This window comes from Rhizobium sp. BK491 (assembly GCF_014194925.1).
Lineage (GTDB): Bacteria > Pseudomonadota > Alphaproteobacteria > Rhizobiales > Rhizobiaceae > Rhizobium.
The window spans coordinates 301,722-322,421 of the sequence record NZ_JACIAR010000001.1; the positions used below are offsets into that span (position 1 = coordinate 301,722).

General features: G+C 59.9%; 20 protein-coding genes and 1 tRNA gene. 10 read left to right on the forward strand and 11 right to left on the reverse strand.

Going from position 1 to position 20,700, the window contains the following annotated elements; genetic code table 11:
• Nucleotides 1-66: 66 nt before the first annotated feature.
• The 4 genes from FHX05_RS01570 to FHX05_RS01585 all read right to left on the reverse strand — a co-directional run bounded on the left by FHX05_RS01570 (nt 67) and on the right by FHX05_RS01585 (nt 3,300).
• On the reverse strand, nt 67-1,239 hold the full coding sequence (locus tag FHX05_RS01570) for a septal ring lytic transglycosylase RlpA family protein (RefSeq protein ID WP_112602632.1): 1,173 nt from the start codon (nt 1,237-1,239) through the stop codon (nt 67-69).
• A 354-nt stretch (nt 1,240-1,593) separates the two neighbouring features.
• Nucleotides 1,594-2,490 (reverse strand): sigma-70 family RNA polymerase sigma factor, encoded by an 897-nt coding sequence (locus FHX05_RS01575; protein WP_112602634.1) that lies wholly within the window; start codon nt 2,488-2,490, stop codon nt 1,594-1,596.
• Entirely contained in the window at nt 2,483-3,106 is a 624-nt protein-coding gene (locus tag FHX05_RS01580) for a flavodoxin family protein (protein WP_183870477.1), read from the reverse strand. The genes FHX05_RS01575 and FHX05_RS01580 overlap by 8 nt, the downstream gene beginning before the upstream one ends.
• A gap of 104 nt (nt 3,107-3,210) precedes the next feature.
• Nucleotides 3,211-3,300: transfer RNA gene (locus FHX05_RS01585), tRNA-Ser, on the reverse strand.
• A 414-nt stretch (nt 3,301-3,714) separates the two neighbouring features.
• Between FHX05_RS01585 and FHX05_RS01590 the strand changes: the two genes are divergently transcribed.
• Nucleotides 3,715-4,311 carry a DNA-3-methyladenine glycosylase gene (locus FHX05_RS01590; protein WP_183871165.1) on the forward strand — a complete coding sequence of 199 codons (597 nt, stop codon included), beginning with the start codon at nt 3,715-3,717 and terminating at the stop codon, nt 4,309-4,311.
• 174 nt (nt 4,312-4,485) lie between these two features.
• On the opposite strand, the gene FHX05_RS01595 is transcribed toward FHX05_RS01590, so the two are convergent.
• The 4 genes from FHX05_RS01595 to FHX05_RS01610 form a co-directional block, all read right to left on the reverse strand.
• Complete coding sequence (locus FHX05_RS01595; protein WP_183870478.1) at nt 4,486-6,030, reverse strand: DHA2 family efflux MFS transporter permease subunit; 1,545 nt, start codon at nt 6,028-6,030, stop codon at nt 4,486-4,488.
• Complete coding sequence (locus FHX05_RS01600; RefSeq protein WP_183870479.1) at nt 6,023-7,249, reverse strand: HlyD family secretion protein; 1,227 nt, start codon at nt 7,247-7,249, stop codon at nt 6,023-6,025. Before FHX05_RS01600 ends, FHX05_RS01595 begins: the two co-directional genes overlap by 8 nt.
• Nucleotides 7,242-7,706, reverse strand: a complete 465-nt coding sequence (locus FHX05_RS01605; RefSeq protein WP_015339927.1) for a MarR family transcriptional regulator — start codon at nt 7,704-7,706, stop codon at nt 7,242-7,244. The genes FHX05_RS01600 and FHX05_RS01605 overlap by 8 nt, the downstream gene beginning before the upstream one ends.
• 239 nt (nt 7,707-7,945) lie before the next feature.
• Entirely contained in the window at nt 7,946-8,227 is a 282-nt protein-coding gene (locus FHX05_RS01610) for a hypothetical protein (RefSeq protein ID WP_112339004.1), read from the reverse strand.
• Nucleotides 8,228-8,406: 179 nt separating this feature from the next.
• Between FHX05_RS01610 and FHX05_RS01615 the strand changes: the two genes are divergently transcribed.
• Genes FHX05_RS01615 through glp form a run of 5 tightly spaced genes read left to right on the forward strand, consistent with a single transcriptional unit; the run spans nt 8,407 to nt 13,895 of the window.
• The gene (locus tag FHX05_RS01615; protein WP_183870480.1) at nt 8,407-10,299 is read left to right on the forward strand and encodes a peptidylprolyl isomerase; all 1,893 of its coding nucleotides are present in this window, start codon (nt 8,407-8,409) and stop codon (nt 10,297-10,299) included.
• Nucleotides 10,300-10,324: 25 nt separating this feature from the next.
• Nucleotides 10,325-11,347: an anthranilate phosphoribosyltransferase gene (gene trpD / locus FHX05_RS01620; RefSeq protein ID WP_112411771.1), complete on the forward strand. Its 1,023-nt coding sequence runs from the start codon at nt 10,325-10,327 to the stop codon at nt 11,345-11,347.
• 6 nt (nt 11,348-11,353) lie between these two features.
• Nucleotides 11,354-12,169 (forward strand): indole-3-glycerol phosphate synthase TrpC, encoded by an 816-nt coding sequence (trpC, locus tag FHX05_RS01625; RefSeq protein WP_183870481.1) that lies wholly within the window; start codon nt 11,354-11,356, stop codon nt 12,167-12,169.
• A 1-nt stretch (nt 12,170) separates the two neighbouring features.
• Entirely contained in the window at nt 12,171-12,665 is a 495-nt protein-coding gene (moaC, locus tag FHX05_RS01630; protein WP_183710083.1) for a cyclic pyranopterin monophosphate synthase MoaC, read from the forward strand.
• A gap of 3 nt (nt 12,666-12,668) precedes the next feature.
• On the forward strand, nt 12,669-13,895 hold the full coding sequence (gene glp / locus FHX05_RS01635; protein ID WP_112602651.1) for a gephyrin-like molybdotransferase Glp: 1,227 nt from the start codon (nt 12,669-12,671) through the stop codon (nt 13,893-13,895).
• A 128-nt stretch (nt 13,896-14,023) separates the two neighbouring features.
• Here the strand turns inward: glp and gnd are convergent, their stop codons facing one another.
• Nucleotides 14,024-15,049: a phosphogluconate dehydrogenase (NAD(+)-dependent, decarboxylating) gene (gene gnd / locus FHX05_RS01640; protein WP_112338954.1), complete on the reverse strand. Its 1,026-nt coding sequence runs from the start codon at nt 15,047-15,049 to the stop codon at nt 14,024-14,026.
• Nucleotides 15,050-15,353: 304 nt separating this feature from the next.
• On the opposite strand from gnd, the gene tehA reads away from it, so the two are divergent.
• From tehA to FHX05_RS01655, 3 genes are read left to right on the forward strand one after another with little or no spacing between them, the layout of a single operon-like run.
• The gene (gene tehA, locus FHX05_RS01645) at nt 15,354-16,355 is read left to right on the forward strand and encodes a dicarboxylate transporter/tellurite-resistance protein TehA (protein ID WP_183870482.1); all 1,002 of its coding nucleotides are present in this window, start codon (nt 15,354-15,356) and stop codon (nt 16,353-16,355) included.
• A 30-nt stretch (nt 16,356-16,385) separates the two neighbouring features.
• Complete coding sequence (locus FHX05_RS01650; protein ID WP_183870483.1) at nt 16,386-16,757, forward strand: VOC family protein; 372 nt, start codon at nt 16,386-16,388, stop codon at nt 16,755-16,757.
• The gene (locus FHX05_RS01655) at nt 16,758-17,414 is read left to right on the forward strand and encodes an alpha/beta hydrolase (RefSeq protein ID WP_348648301.1); all 657 of its coding nucleotides are present in this window, start codon (nt 16,758-16,760) and stop codon (nt 17,412-17,414) included.
• A gap of 55 nt (nt 17,415-17,469) precedes the next feature.
• Here FHX05_RS01655 and FHX05_RS01660 read toward each other — a convergent pair whose 3' ends face one another.
• Nucleotides 17,470-18,603: a citrate synthase gene (locus tag FHX05_RS01660; RefSeq protein ID WP_183870484.1), complete on the reverse strand. Its 1,134-nt coding sequence runs from the start codon at nt 18,601-18,603 to the stop codon at nt 17,470-17,472.
• A gap of 84 nt (nt 18,604-18,687) precedes the next feature.
• On the opposite strand from FHX05_RS01660, the gene FHX05_RS01665 reads away from it, so the two are divergent.
• Nucleotides 18,688-19,776 carry a citrate synthase/methylcitrate synthase gene (locus FHX05_RS01665; protein ID WP_112411779.1) on the forward strand — a complete coding sequence of 363 codons (1,089 nt, stop codon included), beginning with the start codon at nt 18,688-18,690 and terminating at the stop codon, nt 19,774-19,776.
• A gap of 23 nt (nt 19,777-19,799) precedes the next feature.
• On the opposite strand, the gene FHX05_RS01670 is transcribed toward FHX05_RS01665, so the two are convergent.
• Complete coding sequence (locus FHX05_RS01670) at nt 19,800-20,675, reverse strand: LysR family transcriptional regulator (protein ID WP_183870485.1); 876 nt, start codon at nt 20,673-20,675, stop codon at nt 19,800-19,802.
• Between the last annotated feature and the right edge of the window lie 25 nt (nt 20,676-20,700).

Genomic DNA, 20,700 nt, shown 5'->3' on the forward strand with positions numbered 1-20,700 from the left:
TCCCCTTCATCCGACCACCGGCACGATTATTTTAGTGACGGGTTAAGATTCAGGCAATGACGTCGATCAATCGACCTGCGTCGCACCCTGATGCTGGCGGCGATAGGACAAGAGAATCGATTCCTGCGTGAGGCCGTCGTTACGAACCATGACGGCATCGAAAGCGAGGTCGACATAAACTGTTTTGACCGGCGCATTCTGATAGGCGGCGACAGCCGAACCGATCGATTGATCGTCAAGGCTTGCCAGTCGGGGCGTGAAATCCGGTCGCTCACGGGGAATCGGCCCGATTTGCGGCAGAACGATCATGACCGGCTCGGCGCTCTCGGCGGCAGGCATGGCGCCGCCGTTCCAGGTCATCGGCGGCGGATTGTTGCGCTTGTCGCCATTGTAGGCAGGCTTCGGCGCATCGGCGAAGGCTGTTGCTGAATAGGGCGACTGGCGTGGAACGGGTGCGATCGCCGGCGCGGCATCAAAGCTGCGCACCTGACGGCTGGGGCGCGTCGGTGTAGGGGTATACGAATCCGGCAGCTGATCCGCAGTCATGCGGCCGGCAGAGGCCACCATCACGCCCGTTGCGATCTGGCCACCTGGGTTGATGCCAGGCAGACGCGAACCCTTCGGGATGTAGGAGGCCATCAGATAAGGCTCGTCATGACCGTCCATGCGGGCGCGGCCGACATATTGCACGCGTACGTCGCCGGTGCCGCTGTGCTGAAGGTCGAGCAGCTGTGCCGTCTTGTTCGAAAGGTCGATGATGCGGCCGGGATGGTATGGGCCGCGATCGTTGACGCGTACGATGATGGAGGATCCGGTCTCGACGTTGGTGACGCGGGCATAGCTCGGCAGCGGGAAAGTCGGATGGGCGGCGGTCAGCGACTGCTGGTCGTAGACTTCGCCGTTGGCGGTTAGGCGGCCGTGAAAGGCCGAACCGTACCAGGAGGCGACGCCGACCTTGTTATAGCCGAAATCTTCCTTGGGATAATACCACTTGCCCTTCACCTGATAGGGATTGCCAACCATGAAGCGGCCGCCGCCCTTCGGCACCGGACCGTTATTGACGACGCGTGGGCTCGCCTTCACGCCATATTCCTTCTCGGAGAAATATTCCTTGCCGTGCTGGCGCTTGCTGGGCGCTTTCTGCGTCGTTCCGCAGGCCGTGATGGTTGCGCACATCAGTGAGAGAGCAAACCAACGCATGGCCGTTGTGTATGTCACCGCACGATTTTCGAATGTCATCTGTCCCAAGCCGCTACTCATTACTTTGACGGAGGTCTGCTACCGGTAGTCCCTCGTTCCGGTATCCTGCTACGCTCCAATCACCTAACGGTGCTTTAATCATGATTGCAGTTTGTCCATTTTGCGATGCAAATTGAGCGCACCGAAGAAATTCCGAAGATCATGGTTAATGTTCGGTAAAGCGCTGCCAGCTTCAAGTAGTCTTAATCAAAATCGTTTCGCACCGGTAATGGACTGCTTTCTGATCGCCACCCGCCTGTCCGGATTGCAACGGATGCACTCGGTTTGTGATTGCGTTGGGATCTTGATGGGCAGATTTGGAACAGTTCTTTCCAGTGCTTGTATGAAGTCGCATCAGTAGTTCGCCGTGATAGACGTCGCCGACTCTACCGCCCCGATAACGTGCTGCAGCTTGTCCGGGTTGCGGGTGCAATAAATGGCAACGACTTTTTCCCGCTCGATCTGCAGCGCGGTGGTCTGTACGATGTTTCCGCCCTCTATCGTCACGAAGCCTGGCAAGCCGTCGATAATCGCATAGTGGATCAGTTGCGAGGGCTGTGCCCGGAAGATTCGCGTCAGCCGCTCATGAAGCCGCATGGTGGCAGAAAGCCCGATATGTGGTCGCTGCGATGTCGGCACCTTGCCGCCGCCGTCGGCATAGACAACGACATCCTCGGAAAGCAGCGCCTGAAGAGAGACCATGTCTCCCGTTCTTGACGCCGTAAAGAAGGCTGCGGCAAACTTGAGCCCTTCTTCCTTGTCGACAGCGAAGCGCGGCCGGGCCTCGGTGACATGTGCCCTCGCCCGACTGGCGAGCTTGCGACAGGCGGACGCCTCGCGACCAATCACCGAGGAGATATCATCGAAACTCATGCCGAACACGTCATGCAGAAGAAAGGCGGCCCGCTCCAGCGGCGAAAGGCGCTCCAAGGCCAGCATCAGCGGCATGGTTATATCGTCAGCGGCATCGCCGTCCTCCTGATCGAAAATCGGCTCCGGCAACCAGGAACCCACATAGGATTCTCGGCGGCGGCGCGCCGATTTCAGCTCGTTCAGACAAAGCCGGGTGACGACTGTCCGCAGGAATGCCGCCGGTTCGCGGACGGAAGCGCGATCGGCGGCCAGCCAGCGCAGCCAGCTATCCTGTACGATATCCTCGGCATCCGCGACCGATCCGAGCATTCTGTAGGCGAGCCTGAAAAGGCGCGGACGCAACTCGGAGAAGATCGGGTCGGACGGCGCCTCATTCATTGGCTGCAAACTCGCGTGTAAATGGATTGACCTCGCGGCCACGGGCGAACTGCAGCGCCGTCAGCGCCACCCGCCGGCCGAGATGGCGAGCGGTCGCGAGATCGGATGCCGGCGGGGCGGTCTCAGGGCCTTCATCCGTGTTCGCCTGCGCCGCCGCGCCGAGCCAGAAACCGAGACGGTTCATATCTTCTTCCGAGCCGGTCGAAGAGCAATTGGCCGGCGGCAGATCGAGACCGACCCAATGCATTCCATGCTGGGCTGCGAAGATTACCATCTGCATCAGCGTCGAAAGCTTGTCACCGGATCGTGACCCCGAGGTGGTGAAACCAGCCGCGATCTTGTCCCTCCACAAATAGCCCCTCGCAAGAACGGTCTTCGACGTCGCTTCCTGAAATGCTTTGAATGGTGCAGAAACTGCGCCCATATAGGTCGGCGAGCCAAAGATGATCGCCTGCGCCGCATTGAGATCACCCCAATGGTGCTCCACCCTGTCCACGGTTACGACTATCGCCTCCGCGCCATCAACCTCTTCGACCCCTGCCCTGACAGCATCGGCCTGCCGGCCGGTATGTCCGTAGCCGCTATGATACACGATTGCGATGCCCAGCCGGATCATTGTCATCTCCTTCGAATTTAGCGTTGCGAAGGACATGACAAGGCATGGGCGCGGATTGTGACATGCCTGGATTTTACGAGAACGTAAAAATTGGAAAAGCCCTTTGGCGGAAGAGGTGGGATTCGAACCCACGGTACGGTTTCCCGCACGCCGGTTTTCAAGACCGGTTCCTTAAACCACTCGGACACTCTTCCAAGCAACTGAAAAGGCCTGAAAAATCTAAGCAGTGCTGATTTTTCGAAACCGGGTGTGGCTACCGGTTTTCTGCCCAATCACTCGACGGCTGGCTTTTTAGCAGCTTTGGTCGCCGCGTCAACTTGTTCCGCCTAGCTCCATCGCATTCTCGAGGTCGGCTGGAATGGCAATTGAGGAATGTCGGTCGGTTCAGGTGGCGCCGTGGGGAATTCATGTCGTCAGCGCGCTAAAAATAAGGTGGCCCTGCCGCTGGAAAAGGGCCGGGCCACCCCGCCAGGTCAGGGGTCAAATCTGACTGAAGCAGGCTATTAATAAGTTATGCTTAGCTTTTGTCAATTATCAGTACGCCGGACCAAGCACTTGATGCTCGGCGCCGTGTTGATGGCTTCGGCTATCGGAGATAGTCTCCCTTGATGACTTCTGACGATCATTCCCTCGCTGTCGGTATTAAACCCCTCTCCGGCCCTGTCCTCACCACGTTTTTCAGCCGAGATGCCGTCGTGGTCGCGTCCGATCTGATTGGCATGCGTTTCACGGTTGCGGGGATAGGCGGTCGTATCGTCGAGACGGAAGCCTATAGGCCCGATGACGAGGCGTCCCATGCATATCGCGGGCCGACAGCGCGCAATGCGGCCATGTTCGGACCGGCCGGCCATGTCTATGTCTACCGCTCCTACGGCATTCACTGGTGTTTGAATTTCGTTTGCACTAAAGGGAGCGCCGTGCTCATCCGGGCGATCGAGCCGGAAAACGGCATTGAAGACATGATCCGGCGGCGGGGATTGGCCGACATCGTCTCGCTTTGCAACGGGCCGGGAAAGCTTTCGCAGGCGCTTGCTATCGATATAAGCCTCGACGGTCGCTCGCTGGATGCGGCACCATTTTCGTTGTCTCGGGCGGAACCGGTGCCGATCGTCTCAGGCAAGCGCATCGGCATCACGAAGAATATCGATCCGCTCTGGCGCTTCGGTGCTGCTGGCTCGCGCTTCGTCAGCCGCCGTTTCCCGTAATCATGTTAAAAAAGACCGCCGGGGTGGTGCCCGGCGGCCGTCTGGCCACGCAGTGAAACTGGAAAGACTGCGTGGCAAGCATTTCCGCTCTCCATCGAATCGCGAAACGCTTGTCCTATGATTTCTCAACGCATTCCGGACGGAAAACCGCTTCGCACTTTTCCTGGAAATGCTCTATTCCATCGCGACGCTATGGTCGACCGCCGGCGGCGCCTTCGGTTTGCGCAAAAGCATCAGCAACGGCATGGCAAAGATCGACATAAGCATCAGGAGCTTGAAGTCATCCATGTAGGCAATGATTGTCGCTTGCGTCGTGATTATGCCATCGAGCGTCGCCCGGCCGACTGCCGTCATCGGGCTCACCCCTTGCGCAGCCGTCTCCCCAAAATACCGGTTAAACGGTGTAACATAGGCGGCGATGTTGGCATGGTTGACCTGTGTGTTCTCGGTAATCAGCATCGAGACGACCGAGATTCCAACGCTGGAGCCGATGTTGCGCGAGAGATTGTAGAGGCCCGTCCCCTCGCCGCGCATCTGCGCCGGCAGTGTCGCAAAGGCGATCGTGGTCAGGGGCACGAAGAGGAAGCCGAGGCCGGCACCCTGAACGAAGCCGACCGATATCAGCGTCCATTGTGAAACATCCGGCGTCCAGCCCGTCATGTCGTACATGGCCCAGGCCGTCAGCGCGAGGCCGATGAACAATAGCCAGCGCGTGTCGACCTTGCCGATCAGGCGCCCCACGAGGAACATGCAGAACATGGTGCCGAGGCCGCGCGGTCCCATGACGATGCCGGCAGTGACGACCGGATAGCCCATCAATGTCTGCAGATAGGGCGTCATCAGCGCCAGCGATGCCAGATAAGTCACGCCGACGATGAAGATGAACAGAATGCTGACGGCAAAGTTTTGGTCCATGAAAAGCCGCGGATTGACGAAGCTTCGCTCGGCCGTGAACATGTGCACCAGGAAGAGATAGAAGGCGCTGACACAGACGAGCGCCTCGATTATGATCTCGCTCGAATAGAACCAGTCGAGCTGCTCGCCGCGATCGAGGAAAAGCTGCAGGCCGGCAATCGCGATAGAGAGCATGCCGAAGCCGAACCAATCGAGCTTGGCGAGTGCATCGAGCTTGGTTTCCGTCACGTAGACGACGATGCCGAAGAAGGCGAGCGCGCCGATCGGCACGTTGATGTAGAATACCCAGCGCCAGCTGATATTGTCGGTCAGCCAGCCGCCGATGACGGGACCCAGCACCGGCCCGACCATGACCGAGACGCCGAACAGCGCCATGGCGCGGCCGCGCTCCTCGACATTGTAGATATCGAGCAGGATGCCCTGCGACAGCGGTACGAGCGAGGCGCCGAACAGGCCCTGCAACAGGCGAAAACCAACGATCTGGATCAGCGATTCAGACAGGCCGCACAGCACCGAGGCGGCGACGAAGCCGGCAATAGCGACCAGCAAGACCCGCTTGCGACCGAATTTTGCCGAAAGGAAGCCGGAGGGCGGTGTCATGATCGCCGCTGCGACGATATAGGACGTCAGGACCCAGTTGATTTGGTCGGCGCTGGCCGAAACGTCGCCCTGGATATGCGGTAGGGCGACGTTGGCGATGGTGGTGTCCAATGCCTGCATGATGACAGACAGGATGACGCAGGCGGTGATCGGACCGCGATTGGCGACTGGCGCCGACGGCGAGGCGGTGGTGGCGTTACTCATGATCCTGACCGCGTGAGCGGCCCAGCAGGTTGGTGATGAAATCAGGCAAGCCGCGGGCGTGGCCCGTGTCGACATCGGCGACGACGCTCATTCCGACGCGCAACGGAGGCTTGCCCGCCGTGTCGTCGATATTGATGATCATCGGTATGCGCTGCACGACCTTCACCCAGTTGCCGGTCGTGTTCTGCGCCGGCAGAAGCGAGAAGCTGGAACCGGATGCCGGCGCAATGCTGGCGACCGTACCCTTCCAGGTCACATCCGGATAAGCATCGACGGAGATATCGACCTTCTGGCCGGGGCGGACATAGGTGAGTTCCGTTTCCTTCGGGCTGGCATTGATCCACATATGCGTGGTGGAAACCAGCGAAAAACCAGGCTGGGACGCGGTTAGATAAGCGCCAACCTGCAGGGAGGGAACATTGGCGGTCACTCCGTCAAAGGGGGCCCTCACCACGGTATCGTCAAGTTCGCGCTGCGCATTGTCGACTGCGGCCTTGGCCTGCAGATAAAGCGGGTTCTGTTCCGCAGGCAGATCGGCAGCGCCTTCACCGCCCAACTGTGCAAGGGTCGCGGCGGCCGTGGCCTTTGCGACCAATACCTTCTGCTGTGCCGCTTCGAGATTGTGTCTGGCTTGGTCGAGAGCTGCCTTGGAAGCGACCGAATTGGTGATCAGGTTCTGCTGGCGGTCGAGTTCCGTCTGATAATACGGAATATCGGCCTGCGCCTGGGCGATTTCCGCCAGGGATTGCTTGTAGCTCGCCTGCAGGTTCAGGATCTGGTTCCTGGCATTGCCGAGCTGCGCCTTCGCGCCGTCCAGTGCGATCCGGAACGAATCAGGCTTCAGGCGGAAGAGCACCTGCCCTTTCTTCACCACTTCGTTTTCATGCACGTCGACCGATATCACCGTGCCGGAAACGTCGGTGGAAACACCAACCATATCGGCCTGGATATAGGCATTGTCCGTGGACATGATCTGCCCGCCGGTGACGTAGTAATAGCCGCCGATGACGAGCGCGACAGGCAGCAGTGCAAACAGCACTGGTCGCGTCAGCTTGCGGCGCTTGCGAGGCATTTCTGGGGGCGAAACCGGCGCCGCCACTGCAGCCGCCGCCGGCTGTGGTGAGGGATTGGAGGACGGGGCCTCGGCCACCGGGGCCTCAGTCTGTTCAGCGGAATTTGCGTTCGCGGGTATGCGGATTGAGGAAGAAGCTTCAGCCATGTTGTAACTCTTTGTCGACTGCCTTTGAACGGCAGGCGCTAATCAGGTTCGATTTCATAAGGATAAGCAATTCGTAGAGGCGCTCTTGATCCTCCTGTGAGGCTCCTTCGAGCGCTTCCCTGCGTGTCAGGTCGCCCATACCGCGCATCGTGTCCATCAATGGTCGGGCTTCGTCGCGCATGTAGAGCAGCCAGCTTCTTCGATCGTTTGGATGCTGCCGACGCTCCACCAGACCGCGTTCGCTGAGCTTATCGAGGATGCGAACCAAGGTAATCGGCTCGATTTCCAGCATTTCGGCCAGGCCAGCCTGGTGAATGCCCTCGTTGTTTGCGAGGTAGGCGAGCGTCTGCCATTGCGAACGCGTCAGGCCCAGATCTTTTGCGCGCTGCTCGAATCGTTTCCGAAGAAGCCGGGCAACGTCATGCAGAAGAAAGCCGAGAGTAGGTGTCGAACTCATCTATAAGAAGCCTGCTATTCATAAGCAACCTTATAATGGTTGCTACGTATAGTAAGTGCGCATGCGATACAAGGGGTATGTGATCAACAAATGGCGATGGCACAAGATGTCGCAGCCGCCGGTGGCGCTTTGGGCCAGGTACGAGCGAAGCGAGCAAAGGCCTTTAACGTTCAATCAAAAAAGGCGCAGCTCACTCGGCTGCGCCTTCTGCAGTTTTGCAATTGAGAGAGCCAGCCTGGCTAGCGGCGATTCAGCAGGCCGATGAGGTAGCCGAGCCCGGCTGCCGCGACGACCATGAAAATCGGCTCCTCGCGAACGCGCTCGCGCAGTTGCTCAGTAAGTTCCTGGGCTTCTTCCGTGACGACAGACTTCGCTCCCTGCCCGACGGCTGCCACGCTCTGCGAAAGCTTTGCCAAATCTTCCCGCAATGCTGCGACCTGGGCGGCAAGATCTTCCATTGCCGTTTCAGTCTGCGCCCGCGCCGAAGATGAGGGAGTGGAAGCTGATTTCGTGTCTGCCATCATGTGCTCCTCATGTTTTCTCGTTGCTAAAACGCCGCTGCCTATCAAAGGTTCCGGCATAGCTGCGCCTCATTGGGCGATTTCCCCACTGGCTCTTCAATTCCGGTTCGGATTGTTCTAAGGAACTCCGATTGTTTCGCCGTGTGCGAAGACTTGATGATGACGAGGTTTGCTTTCCGATGTTCGACGTGCTGAGAAAAATCGCCCAAACCTGGCTTGCCAAGGGCCTGTTGCTTCTTCTTGCGGCAGCCTTTGGTGTATGGGGCGTCGAGCGGTCCCTCATCACCGGCGGCAGCAGCAATACGGTTGTCACGGTTGGCGATCAGCATATCGATACCAATGAATTCCGTCTCGCCTATCGTCGACAGATGCAGGCGATCAGCCAGCAGTTGCGCATGCAAATCACGCCGGAACAGGCGCGCGCCTTCGGTATCGGGCAGCAGACGGTATCACAGCTGGTCGCCGGCGCTTCCCTCGATCAACTTGCCGCCGATATGGGTCTCGGTCTTTCGCAGGATCGGCTGGCCAAGCTGATCGGCGACGATCCTGCTTTCAAGGCGACGAATGGCGCTTTCGACCGCCAGAAATTCGACCTGCTGCTGCGCAACAGCAACATATCGCCCGATGATTACATCAAGGAGCGCAGCAAGGTCGCGATCCGTGGCCAGATTGTCGAGGCCGTATCAAACGGTTTTACCGCACCGACAATCCTTGTCGACGCCGTCAAGCAATATCACAACGAGACCCGCAGCATCGATTACCTGTTGCTGACCAACGCCAACATCGATCCCGTCAAGGCCCCTGCCGACGATGTCCTGCAGAAGTGGTTCGATGGCGTGAAGTCGAAATATCGTGCGCCCGAATATCGCAAGTTCGCCTTTGTGAAATTGCAGGCCGAGGATATCGCCGACACCGCGAGTGTTACGGATGACGAAGTGCGTGCGCAGTTCGATAAGCGCAAGGACAGCTTCACCACGCCCGCAACCCGCACGATCGAGCAGCTGACCTTCGCCAACAAGGATCTCGCCAATGCTGCAGCCGATGCGCTGAAGACGGGGACCACCTTCGATCAGCTCGTCTCCGACCAGGGCAAGAAGCCTTCCGACGTGCTGCTCGGCACCTTCACCAAGGATCAGGTTCCGGATAAGACCGTTGCCGAAGCAGCCTTCGCCGTTTCCAAGGAAGGCGGCACCACTCCCGTTGTCGAAGGTTCGTTCGGGCCGGTGATCCTGCGCGTGACCAATGTGAAGAACGAAACGGCGAAGAATTTCGACGACGTCAAGGAAGATATTCGCAAGCAGATTGCGCTCAGCAACGCCGCAAACGAGATCACCAGCGTCCACGACAAGTTCGAAGACCTGCGGGGCTCCGGCGCATCGCTGCAGGATGCGGCATCGCAGCTTAAGCTTAAACTCGTCACCGTCGATTCGATCGATCTGACTGGCCTTGATCAGAATGGCAACGAGATAAAGGATCTTCCGGCCCGCCAGCAGCTGCTTTCGGAAGTCTTCAAGGCCGATCAGGGCGGCAACCCCGCTCCTCTGACGGTCGGCAATGACGGCTATATCTGGTACGATGTGACGAACATCACGCCCGATCACGATCGTCCGCTTGCGGAAGTGCGCGAAAAAGCCGTTGCCGACTGGACTGCCGAACAGCAGAAGATTGCGCTCGCTGCCAAGGCGGCCGAGCTGAAGCAGGAAGCGCAGAAGGGCAAGTCGCTTGCCGATATCGCCGCGCCGCTTGGTATCGCTGTTGAAAGCAAGAGCGGCATCACCCGCTCGACGGACGATCCGGTTTTGGGTCGCGGCGGTATCGCTGCAGCTTTCTCCGGTCCCGTCGATACGGCCGGAAGCGCCATCGGCGCCGATGACACCACGCAGATCCTGCTCAAGGTCACCGATGTCAACGACAATCCGACGACCGATGCGCTGAGCAACGACGATCAGCAGGTTGCCCAGATTGCCAACGCCGCCGGCGACGACATTCTCGATCAGATGGTCAGCCAGCTGCAGGGCAAATATACCGTCACGGTCAACCAGAGCCTCGCCGAACAGGCGATGTCCCGCTAGACCCGGTCGGGAGGATGGATAGTCGATGAGCGAATTGAAGCCTTTTCTCGCCAAGGTCGCCAATCGCGAGGCATTGACGCGGGATGAAGCCCGGCAGGCATTCGAAATACTGATGTCGGGTGAGGCCACGCCGTCTCAGATCGGCGCATTCTTGATGGCTCTGCGGGTGCGCGGCGAAACCGTCGACGAAATCGTCGGCGCCGTGACCACGATGCGTGCCAAGATGCTGCCGGTGAAAGCCCCGGCCGATGCCATCGATATCGTCGGAACAGGCGGCGACGGTGTCGGAACCTATAATATCTCGACGCTGGCCGCATTCATCGTCGCCGGCGCCGGCGTACCCGTCGCCAAGCACGGCAACCGCGCCCAGAGCTCCAAGGCCGGCACCGCCGATACGCAGTCCGTGTTAGGCATCAAGCTCGATATCGGACCGGAGACGATCGCCCGCTGCATTCGGGAAGCCGGCATCGGCTTCATGTTCGCGCAGCTGCATCATTCCTCCATGCGCCATGTCGGTCCCTCGCGCGTCGAACTCGGCACGCGGACGATCTTCAATCTGCTTGGGCCTTTGTCCAACCCTGCTGGCGCCCGTCGCCAGCTGCTAGGCGTCTTCGCGCCGCAATGGGTGCTGCCGTTGGCCGAGGTGCTGAAGGATCTCGATGCGGAAAGCGTCTGGGTCGTGCACGGCGACGGTCTGGACGAAATCACCACGACCGGCAAGACCTCGGTCGCAGCACTTGAGAATGGCAAGATCCGCACTTTTGAGCTAACACCGGCCGACTTCGGCCTGCAGCATGCCGACCTTGCCGATCTCAAGGGTGGCGATGGCGTTGCCAATGCTGCAGCCCTTCGTGCCGTGCTCGCAGGCGAAAAGAACGCCTATCGCGACATCGCGCTTGCCAATGCGGCGGCCTCGCTGGTCATTGCCGGCAAGGCGGAAACGCTGCATGATGGCATGAAGCTCGCGGCCCATTCGCTCGATAGCGGCGCCACCGCCGTTGCGTTGGAAAAGCTTATCGCCGTTTCCAACGAGGAAGAACAGGACTAGGACGTCATGACCGATATCCTTCAAAAGATCGAGGCCTACAAGCGCGAGGAAATCGCCGCTGCCAAGGCCAGGCTTTCCCTTGCCGACCTGAAGGCGATGCAGGCCGGACAGTCCGCGCCGCGCGGTTTCCATAAGGCGCTGCTCGCCAAAAAGGATGCCGGCGTTTTCGGCCTGATTGCCGAGATCAAGAAGGCAAGTCCTTCAAAGGGGCTCATCCGCCCCGATTTTGACCCGCCTGCCCTCGCCAAGGCCTATGAAGCCGGCGGTGCCGCCTGCCTTTCGGTGTTGACCGATACGCCGAGCTTCCAGGGCGCTCCGGAATTCCTGACGGCTGCCCGCGCGGCCTGCTCGCTGCCGGCACTGCGCAAGGACTTCATGTTCGACACCTATCAGGTACAGGAAGCTCGTGCCTGGGGTGCCGATTGTATCCTCCTCATCATGGCTTCGCTTTCGGATGATGATGCCGAGCGTCTTCAGGACGAGGCATTCGGCCTCGGCATGGACGTGCTGGTCGAGGTGCACGACGCCGAAGAGATGGAGCGTGCGCTAAAACTCTCCTCCCCACTGATCGGCATCAACAACCGTAATCTGCGCACTTTCGAAGTCAGCTTGACGGTCAGCGAGAACCTGGCACCCATGGTGCCGGAGGATCGGCTGCTGGTTGGCGAAAGCGGCGTCTTTACCCATGCCGACTGCAAGCGCCTCGAGGCCGTCGGCATCAGCACCTTCCTCGTCGGCGAAAGCCTCATGCGTAAGGACGATGTGACGGCGGCAACCAAACTGCTTCTGAAGGGCGAAACCGGCATTCTGGCGGCTGAGTGAAATGAGCACCGAGAAGGCCGGTCTTACTCATATCGACGCTTCGGGCGAAGCTTCTATGGTCGATGTTGGCGACAAGGCCGAGACGGCACGCAGCGCCACCGCGACCGGCTACGTCAGGATGAAGCCGGAGACCCTGATGCTGATCCGCGAGGGCAACGCCAAGAAGGGTGATGTCATCGGCACGGCGCGGCTTGCCGGCATCATGGCAGCGAAGCAGACCAGCAATCTCATTCCGCTCTGCCATCCCCTCATGTTGACGAAGGTTGCCGTCGACATCGTAGAGGATGCCGCCCTGCCCGGCCTGCGTGTCACCGCGACGGCAAAACTGACCGGCCGCACCGGCGTCGAGATGGAAGCACTGACGGCGGTTTCCGTCGCCTGCCTGACGATCTACGACATGGCCAAGGCCGCCGACCGCAGCATGGAAATCGGCGGTATCGTTCTATTGGAGAAATCCGGCGGCAAATCGGGGGATTTCCGCCATCCGGGGGCCTGACACATGAGCCTATTGCCCGTTGCCGAAGCGCAGGCGCGCCTATTGGACAGTGCAGCGCCGATCCATCGTGTTGAAAGCGTTCCACTCGATATGGCCGAAGGCCGGGTTCTGGCTAAAGATCTGACGGCCCGCCTGACACAGCCGCCTTTCGACGCTTCCGCGATGGATGGTTACGCGCTGCGCTTCGAGGATGCGGCAATGCCGGGTTCGGAGTTGCAGGTCATCGGTGCCTCTGCCGCTGGCCACGCCTTCGATGGTAGCGTCGGCAAAGGCGAAGCGGTTCGCATTTTCACCGGCGCGCCCGTTCCGGCCGGCGCCGATTCGGTGCTTTTGCAGGAGGACGCCGAGCACCTAGAAGGCGATCGTATCCGCACGACCTATCCCTTGCGCAAGGGGCAACATATTCGCCCGCGCGGACAGGATTTCCTGGAAGGAGAAGTGGTGCTTTCCGCCGGCACGGTGATGGACTTTTCGCGGCTCACCGTCGCCGCGGCCATGAACCATCCGGCATTGGATGTCTACCGGCGGCCGCTGCTCGCCATTCTGGCGACCGGCGACGAACTCGTGGCGCCCGGCAATCAACCGGGTCCCTCGCAAATTATTGCCTCGAATACCTTTGGCATTGCCGCACTCGCGCGCAATGCCGGCGCGCATGTGCTCGATCTCGGCATCGTCGCCGACGACACCGACGAGATCACCGCCGCTATCGGTCGGGCGCAAGTGGCCAAGGCCGACATCATCGTCACGCTCGGCGGCGCCTCTGTCGGTGATCACGATCTGGTACAGGCAACGATGATATCAGCCGGCATGAAGCTGGATTTCTGGCGCATCGCCATGCGCCCTGGCAAGCCGCTGATGGTCGGCAGCCTCGGCGACATGCATGTCCTCGGCCTTCCCGGCAATCCCGTTTCCAGCCTTGTCTGTGGCCTGCTCTTTCTCGAGCCGTTGATAAGAAAGCTCGCATCTCTGCCCGTGATAAAGCGTGAAGGTATTGCGCGCGCCGCCGTGCCCTTTGCCGCCAACGATCAGCGACAGGACTATGTCCGCGCGACGCTGACGAAAGCCGCCGATGGCGGTTGGCTCGCCGAGCCCTTCTCGAAGCAGGATTCGTCGATGATGAAGGTCTTTTCGCGCGCCGACTGCCTGGTCGTCCGCCCGCCGCATGCGCCGCAGCTTGATGTAGGCTCGCCCACTCCAGTCATAGTCCTGCGACCTGATCTGCTGGGCTGAAGTTACCCCGGGGAAAGTGCTTAGCGCGGCTTTCCTGCTGGAAGCATTAAGACAATAGAAGCGGGCAAGAAAAAGCCGGGAGGTTTGACCCACCCGGCTCGCAATCATCAGATCGATAGGCCGATCAATTACTTGACCGGCTTCTCATGGTGGCCGCCGAAGCCGGCGCGCATGGCGGAGAGAACCTTGTTGGCGTAATCGTCATTGCCACGCGAAGCAAAACGGCCGTAAAGCGCAGCGCTCAGCACCGGCGTCGGAACGCCTTCGTCGATCGCAGCCGAGATCGTCCAGCGGCCTTCGCCCGAATCGGACACGCGGCCGGCATATTGCGAAAGGGCTGCGTCGCCATGCAGCGCGTCGGCTGTGAGGTCGAGCAGCCACGAGGTGATCACGCTGCCGCGACGCCAGACTTCGGAGATTTCGGCGATATCGAGATCATACTGATAATACTGAGGATGCGAGAGCGGCGCGGTTTCAGCGTCCTTCTCGGCGTCCTGCTTGCCGATATTGGCATGGCGCAGAACGTTGAAGCCTTCGGCATAGGCGGCCATCAGGCCATATTCGATGCCGTTATGGACCATCTTAACGAAGTGGCCGGCGCCGGACGGGCCGCAATGCAGATAGCCCTGCTCTGCCGTGCTCTTCTTGGCAGCCTCTTCCGAGCGCATGGCCGACGGAGCGACGTCACCGACGCCCGGCGCGAGCGTCGCGAAGATCGGTGACAGATGCTGGACGGTTTCCTTCTCGCCGCCGATCATCAGGCAGTAGCCGCGCTCCAGACCGAAAACACCGCCGCTGGTGCCGACGTCGACATAGTGGATGCCCTTCGGCTTCAGCTCTTCGGCACGGCGGATATCGTCGTGATAGTAGGAATTGCCGCCATCGATGACGATGTCGCCCTCTTCCAGCAGCGGGACGATCGCCGCCAGTTCCTGATCGACGATTGCCGCCGGCAACATCAGCCAGACGACCCGTGGCTTTGCAAGTTTTGATACGAAATCCGCAAGAGACTTGCTGCCGGTGGCGCCGAGCTGTTCAAGCCCGGCGATGCTTTCCGGGCGCGCATCGAAAACAACGGCGCTGTGACCGCCTCGCATCAGGCGCTGCACCATGTTGTTGCCCATACGGCCAAGGCCAATCATTCCGATTTGCATGTTTCAGTCTCCTAGGACGGTTTCAATCGTTTGAATACTGCATAGAGATATTTCGCAATATTTTCCAATGAACAAATGACGGGAGAGCTATGCAGGAGCCATGGAGCGGAGAAAAATACGCGCGTTCACGCATCCGTGATGTCGCATGCCGAAGCCTCCCGCTTTTCTCCATGATCGCGCTTTGCCGGCTTGGAGGAAAGCTGTATTTTACTTCCCGTTCGCATTGATAGATTTAGCATCGATCTCGAATTCCTTGCACAATTCTCTTTCAGGTGGGCCTCAGATAGGGCGAAAAAGGGGGCATATGACTGCGTCTTTGAAACTGCCGCTGGTTCCAGCTTCGTTTTTCGGTATGGTTCTTGGCCTTTCTGGTCTTGCCAATGCGTGGCGCGTGGGTGCTCGCATCTGGCGCCTGCCGGCCCTTATCGGTGAAGTGCTGACCTTTATTGCGCTAGCCGTCTGGCTGCTGCTGATCGTGCTCTATGCGTTGAAGTGGATGATGACGCGCGAGGAGGCCTTCAAGGAAGCGGCGCACCCAGTTCAGTGCTGCTTCATCGGCCTCATCGGCGTAGCAACCATGCTGGTGGCCGGCGGCCTGCTGCCCTATTCGCGCATCGGCGCCGAAACCATATTCCTGATCGGCGCCGTCTACACGCTGGCATTCTCCGTTTGGCGCACGGGAGGGCTCTGGCAGGGCGAACGCGATATTGCGACGACGACCGCCGTGCTCTACCTGCCAAGCGTCGCCGGCAGCTTCGTAACCGCCATCGTCGGCGCCGCGCTCGGCTTTCCGCAATGGGCGCAGCTTTTCTTCGGCGCCGGCTTCTTCGCCTGGCTTGCCATCGAATCCGCCCTGCTGCACCGCCTGCTGACCGGACCGGCGTTGGCTGCGCCGCTGCGGCCGACCCTTGGAATTCAGCTGGCTCCCCCGGCCGTTGGTGCGCTAGCTTATATCGGCGTCACGCAAGGCCCTCCCGATATGCTCGTCCATGCAATGATCGGCTATGGCTTGCTGCAGGCTCTGATCATGTTGCGCCTCCTGCCCTGGATCATGAAGGAGGGCTTCAGCCCAGCCTATTGGGCCTTCACCTTCGGTGCAACAGCACTGGCGACTGCACCGATGCGCCTTGTCGAACGCGGCGATGTCGGCGCAGTCACGCAACTTGCCCCCATTTTCTTCGCCGCCGCCAATATCGTCGTGGGTTTGATCGCGCTGGCGACGATCTGGCTGATTGCCAACCGCAAACTCGTCATCGGCTGGGTCGCGCTTGCCGACCGCAACGCTGGCACCGTTGGCCAGCGGTAGTAAAGCTCAATCTCACTTTTGGAGGGTGATGTGCTTGATCATGTGACGATCGGGGTTCGCGATCTCGAGCGATCGAAGATCTTTTATGACACGATACTGCGCTCTATCGGCATAGAGCGTCTTTATGCTGAAGGCGAAAGATTTGCGGGTTACGGCATTGGAAAGAAGGCTTTCTTCTGGATCGGTCAGCGTGATGCACCGCGGACAAGTGCGCATATAGCCTTCACGGCCGAAAGCAGGAAAATCGTCGACGAATTTCACCGGGCGGCGCTTGCAGCCCGCGGCATCGACAACGGCCCTCCCGGGCTTCGTCCTCACTATCACGCGAACTACTATGGCGCTTTCGTTCTCGATCCGGACGGCCACAACATCGAAGCGGTTTGTCACTTGCCGGTGACTTGAGTGGCGGGCGCTGCATTTCCTGTGAAATCGCGGTACGGGTGGCCGTACATAGCGCATACGCCAAACCGGCGCGAAGGCAATGCGGCTATCGAAACGATAAAAAATGGTCTGATTATGTGCCGTTCAAGAACGCAAGACTTGTTGGTCGTTAGCGATATCCATGGCTTTCCGGAAACTTTTGTCGAACCATTGGATGCCGGAGGCATTAGGCACCGCGGTTTACAGCTTGCCAGCCTCAGCGGGCGCCCTGACCTAAGTGGAGACAATCTTCACGACCACCTTTTCAATAAAGGTGGTTTGCAACAAGCGTTTCGAGGACTTCTCGAACTTGATGGACGCATGTGCGTCGGCATTGGCTTCAGCGCAGGTGGAACTGCTCTATGGAATGCGGTCAAGGAGGGGCTGGAGCTCAAGGCTTTGATCTGCGTATCATCAACGAGACTGCGCTTGGAAACCTCCCCTTTGAATATACCGACTATGGTACTCTGGGGAGAGGCCGACCCATATCGGCCAACCGAAAGTTGGAACAACACTCTTCCGAGTTATTGGAAAGCCTACGCAGGAAAGCAGCACGATTTTTATCGGATTGACGCCGTTACGGCGAACTCTCCTTTGCGCACGGATATTGCAGCCTTCATCGAAAGCCTCTTTCCATAGCGCGTATCTGTGCTCCTTTGGGGACATATAGCCTTCACCGCAGCCAGCGGCCAAATTACTCTACCGGCGGGCCGACATAGCGCGCACGCGGGCGAATGAGCCTGCCGCTGGCGGCCTGCTCCATGGCATGCGCAAGCCAGCCGACCGTCCGTGCCAGCGCGAAAATGATCAGCGGTGCATCCTCCCGGAGATGATAGGCGTGAGTCATCGCCGTCAGTGCGAAGTCAATATTGACGCGCTCACCGACCAATTGCTCGCCGACATCGCGAACCCTGGCGAAGAGCGGAGGCAGTGTGAAGCAGCCAAGCAGCGCCTCGCCACGAATATCGACGTCAGGATAAAGCTGATGGCCGAAAGCAGGCAATGGCCGTCCTTCCGCCAGATAGCTGCGCACCGCTTCGTCCACTCCCGTCGTGGCCGCCCGCGCGATCAGCGTGCGCGCGCTCTGCCACGCGCCGCCATGCAGCGGACCGGTCAGCGTCGAAAGGCCGGATAGAGTGGCAGCAGATAATGTCGCGCCTGCGGATGCCGTGATCCGCGCAGTGAAGGTCGACGCATTCAGCTCATGATCTGCGAGCAAGACGAAGCTGCGGCGGATCACATCCTCGGCATCCGGACGGTTCCAGGCGGTGGCGAGACGTCGATGCAGCGGCTGATCCCATGGGCCGGGAGCCAATGCTTCGGCCACCGTACCGAATACGCTTTCAGCTTCGTTTTGGAGGGCCGGAAGTGAACGTCCGAGCGACGGTAGGTCGCGTGTTATGCGCTCGGCAAGCATGGAGAAAGCGCTAACCAGTGAGGGCGGCTTCCGCCGCGCCTCGCTTGGCTCGAATCGCAACGGCCGCTTCATATCCCAAAGCAGCAGCGCGATATCTTCGAGGCTTGCGCTTTCGGCAAGCCGCGCCACATCCTGGCCGCGATAGAAAAGCCTGCCGTTTGAAACCGTCGACAGCGCCGATGGCAATACCGGATCGCCCCATTGAATAGCTTCGGCGGCCACCGCCTCGGTCTTGCGCCTTCCGGCATGGCGGGCGGCCAATCGTTTGACGTCATCGGCGAAATAAAGGCTGCGCCGCGTATCCGAGGGATCGGCTTTCGCACGAATGCGCCCGCGGCTGACATTGGCGTAGAGCGTCTGTGATTTCGTTCCCAGCAGGTTCAGCGCCTGCTCCGCCGTCAGCCAGCTCATCGGTCCTCATATTGATCAATTGTATCAAGATTGACGTCAATAGAAATAGATCCGATCTAATCGGATAGTCAAAGGAGAACCGTAATGAAAAGTGGTCTTGAAGATGTCATTGCCGCAGAAACCAAGCTGTCCGACGTCGACGGCGCTGCCGGTCGCCTGATCATCCGCGGCGTGTCGCTCGATGATCTGGTGGCGACCAGCCGCTTCGAGGATGTTGCTGCGCTGCTGCTCGATGGCCTGTTTGACGAACATATCGATGCAGCTTCCATCCGAACTCAACTCGGCGCGGCTCGCGTTGCGCTTTTCCCGCATGTTGAGGCTGCCGATGCCGCTCTGCTCGCACTGCCGCCGGTGGACGCCGTGCGCGCCTTGCTGGCGCGCGTTGCCGACGGCGAAGATTTTGCAACGGCGATCCGCCTGATGGCGGCCCCGGCCGTTTTCCTGCCGGCCATCTTGCGATTGCAGAAGGGGCAAGCACCGATCAAGCCGGATGCATCCTTGTCCCAATCCGGTGATATCCTGCGCATGCTAACGGGCCGGTTACCAACCGCCGAGCAAACGGCGGGACTCGATGCCTATTTGGTGACGATTTCCGATCACGGCTTGAATGCGTCGACCTTCGCCTCCCGGGTCATTGCCTCGACCCATGCCGGCCTGACCTCCTCGGTGCTTGCAGCAATCAGCGCCCTCAAGGGACCGCTGCACGGCGGCGCCCCCGGCCCGGTTCTGGATATGTTTGATGGTGTCGGAAAGCCCGAAAATGCACGTGCATGGTTGTCTGACGCGCTCGATCGTGGCGAGCGGCTGATGGGCTTCGGCCATCGCATCTACCGCGTGCGTGACCCGCGCGCCGATGCCCTGAAGACAGCGTTGAAACCGATCTTTGCCAGCGGCCAGGCAGATGCTGGACGTATCGCCCTGGCGGAAGCGATCGAGACGGCAGCACTGGCGCTGTTGAAAGAGCGCAAGCCGGATCGGCCCTTGGACGTCAATGTCGAATATTACACCGCCCTGCTGCTCGATGCGCTCGGCTTTCCGCGCAGTTCCTTCACCGGCGTCTTCGCGATCGGCCGCACGGTCGGCTGGATCGCCCATGCCCGCGAGCAGACGCTTGACGGACGTCTGATCCGTCCGCAGTCCCGCTATGTCGGTCCGCTGCCGAAGGCGGCATAGGCGGATCTGCCAGAAGACGGAACTTAGGCGGCCGCGGATTGGCGCGGCCGCATCATGCCCTCGCGGATATGGCGGGCAAGCTCCAGCGCCTGCGGCGTCGCGCCACTTTTCGGCAAATGCAGATTGATCGAAAAGACTGGTAGTTCGGGCAGGCCCTGCTCGACGGTGAGAATATCGAGATCAGCCGGAACGGTCGAAGCGAGCCAAGCGGTGACAGCCAGGTCTGTACGCACGGTCGCCGTGGTCGCCTCGATATTGCCGTTCTCAAAGACCGTCCGCCAGCGCAGACCATCCTTGCTGAGCGCCGCAAAGACGGATGATCGGAAGGCACAGGTATCGGCGACCATCGAGATCGGCAGCGGCACCTTGCGATGGGCATTGCCGGCCTTCGCTCCGACCCAGACGAGCCGCTCCACAGCAAGGCATTCCCCCTGCGACGTGCCGTATGGTTCCTCTGCCACGCAGAGGTCGATGGCTCCCTTCCCCAGTTCTTCCAGCAGTTCCGGTGATGATGCGCAAACCAGCGAAATCTCCACCTGCGGATGGCGCTCGGCATAGGATTTCAGCACAGGCGCCAGCGTTGCTCCGACAAGATCATAGGGAACGCCGAGCCGGACGCCGCCGCGAACCGTGCTTTCCGTCATGTCGTCCCAGATCTCGTCATTCAACGTCAATAGGCGACGGGCATTGCCGCGCAGCCGTTCGCCCGCTTCCGTCAGCCGCAGTCCACGCCTATCACGCTCGAACAGGGCGCAGCCGAGCATGTCCTCCAACCGCTTGATCTGCTGGCTGACGGCGCCTTGCGTCATATGCAGCATATTGGCTGCAATCGTCATGCTCCCCTGGTCGGCAACCGTGGCGAAGGTTCTGATGAGGGCAATATCAAAGTTTCGGATCATGCAGGCATTATAATTGATAATGCAT

Coding starts and splice junctions, on each gene's coding strand:
- FHX05_RS01570 (WP_112602632.1), bottom strand. CDS start 1,239: ATGACATTCGAAAATCGTGCGGTGACATACACAACGGCCATGCGTTGG.
- FHX05_RS01575 (WP_112602634.1), bottom strand. CDS start 2,490: ATGAATGAGGCGCCGTCCGACCCGATCTTCTCCGAGTTGCGTCCGCGC.
- FHX05_RS01580 (WP_183870477.1), bottom strand. CDS start 3,106: ATGATCCGGCTGGGCATCGCAATCGTGTATCATAGCGGCTACGGACAT.
- FHX05_RS01590 (WP_183871165.1), top strand. CDS start 3,715: ATGACTTCTGACGATCATTCCCTCGCTGTCGGTATTAAACCCCTCTCC.
- FHX05_RS01595 (WP_183870478.1), bottom strand. CDS start 6,030: ATGAGTAACGCCACCACCGCCTCGCCGTCGGCGCCAGTCGCCAATCGC.
- FHX05_RS01600 (WP_183870479.1), bottom strand. CDS start 7,249: ATGGCTGAAGCTTCTTCCTCAATCCGCATACCCGCGAACGCAAATTCC.
- FHX05_RS01605 (WP_015339927.1), bottom strand. CDS start 7,706: ATGAGTTCGACACCTACTCTCGGCTTTCTTCTGCATGACGTTGCCCGG.
- FHX05_RS01610 (WP_112339004.1), bottom strand. CDS start 8,227: ATGGCAGACACGAAATCAGCTTCCACTCCCTCATCTTCGGCGCGGGCG.
- FHX05_RS01615 (WP_183870480.1), top strand. CDS start 8,407: ATGTTCGACGTGCTGAGAAAAATCGCCCAAACCTGGCTTGCCAAGGGC.
- trpD (WP_112411771.1), top strand. CDS start 10,325: ATGAGCGAATTGAAGCCTTTTCTCGCCAAGGTCGCCAATCGCGAGGCA.
- trpC (WP_183870481.1), top strand. CDS start 11,354: ATGACCGATATCCTTCAAAAGATCGAGGCCTACAAGCGCGAGGAAATC.
- moaC (WP_183710083.1), top strand. CDS start 12,171: ATGAGCACCGAGAAGGCCGGTCTTACTCATATCGACGCTTCGGGCGAA.
- glp (WP_112602651.1), top strand. CDS start 12,669: ATGAGCCTATTGCCCGTTGCCGAAGCGCAGGCGCGCCTATTGGACAGT.
- gnd (WP_112338954.1), bottom strand. CDS start 15,049: ATGCAAATCGGAATGATTGGCCTTGGCCGTATGGGCAACAACATGGTG.
- tehA (WP_183870482.1), top strand. CDS start 15,354: ATGACTGCGTCTTTGAAACTGCCGCTGGTTCCAGCTTCGTTTTTCGGT.
- FHX05_RS01660 (WP_183870484.1), bottom strand. CDS start 18,603: ATGAGCTGGCTGACGGCGGAGCAGGCGCTGAACCTGCTGGGAACGAAA.
- FHX05_RS01665 (WP_112411779.1), top strand. CDS start 18,688: ATGAAAAGTGGTCTTGAAGATGTCATTGCCGCAGAAACCAAGCTGTCC.
- FHX05_RS01670 (WP_183870485.1), bottom strand. CDS start 20,675: ATGATCCGAAACTTTGATATTGCCCTCATCAGAACCTTCGCCACGGTT.